The sequence below is a fragment of the Bacillus sp. 05T31 genome, from assembly GCF_056396725.1.
The window spans coordinates 1-730 of sequence record NZ_JBFTMA010001191.1 but is presented as its reverse complement, the minus strand read 5'-3'; the positions used below and the strand labels follow the sequence as shown (position 1 = coordinate 730).

Annotated in this window: 1 protein-coding gene; it reads left to right on the top strand. The window is 35.8% G+C overall.

The window, feature by feature from the left end:
* On the top strand, positions 1 to 575 hold a 575-nt coding region (locus AC1DJR_RS32300; protein ID WP_477004501.1), incomplete at its 5' end, for a linear amide C-N hydrolase.
* Positions 576 to 730 lie beyond the last annotated feature (155 nt).

The window sequence follows — 730 nt, the reverse complement described above, 5'->3', positions numbered from 1 at the left end:
CTCCACCGCTACATTGGATTTTAGCGGATAAATGGGGAGATTGTATTGTACTGGAGCCGACAAATGAAGGATTAAAAATGTATGACAACCCACTAGGAGTGATGACGAATAGTCCGGAGTTTAATTGGCATTTGCAAAATTTAAGACAATATATAGGCCTTAAATCGCAGCCATTCGCGCCAACTGAGTGGAGTAACTTGCCATTAAGTGCTTTTGGTCAGGGCTCAGGTTCAATGGGACTTCCAGGGGATTTCACCCCGCCATCAAGGTTTGTGCGGGCAGCATATGGCAAACAAAACATTCAAGGTATAGATAGTGAAGAAGAGGGAGTATCGGCCCTATTTCATATTTTATCAAATTGCGAGGTTCCTAAAGGCGGAGTAATAACAGAAGAAGATGCATTAGATAATACCATTTATACAAGCGTAATGTGTATGGAGTCCGGAACATATTATTATCATACCTACGATTGTAGACAAATTATAGCTATTCATTTATTTCATGAAAATTTAGATACAGATGAGATTAAAGCCTATTCGTTCCAGCGGAAACAAAAAATATTTTATGAAAACTAAGTAGCTTTGAAACAACGCTTAGTAAATTTTTAAATATATATAATATAATGACCTATAAAAAGTAGGAATCGGAAGGGATAATTGATAATCYAATAAGTAACCCGAATAAATATCCCTTAAGAAAAAATAGACGCAAAATATTCAAGGTATTATAT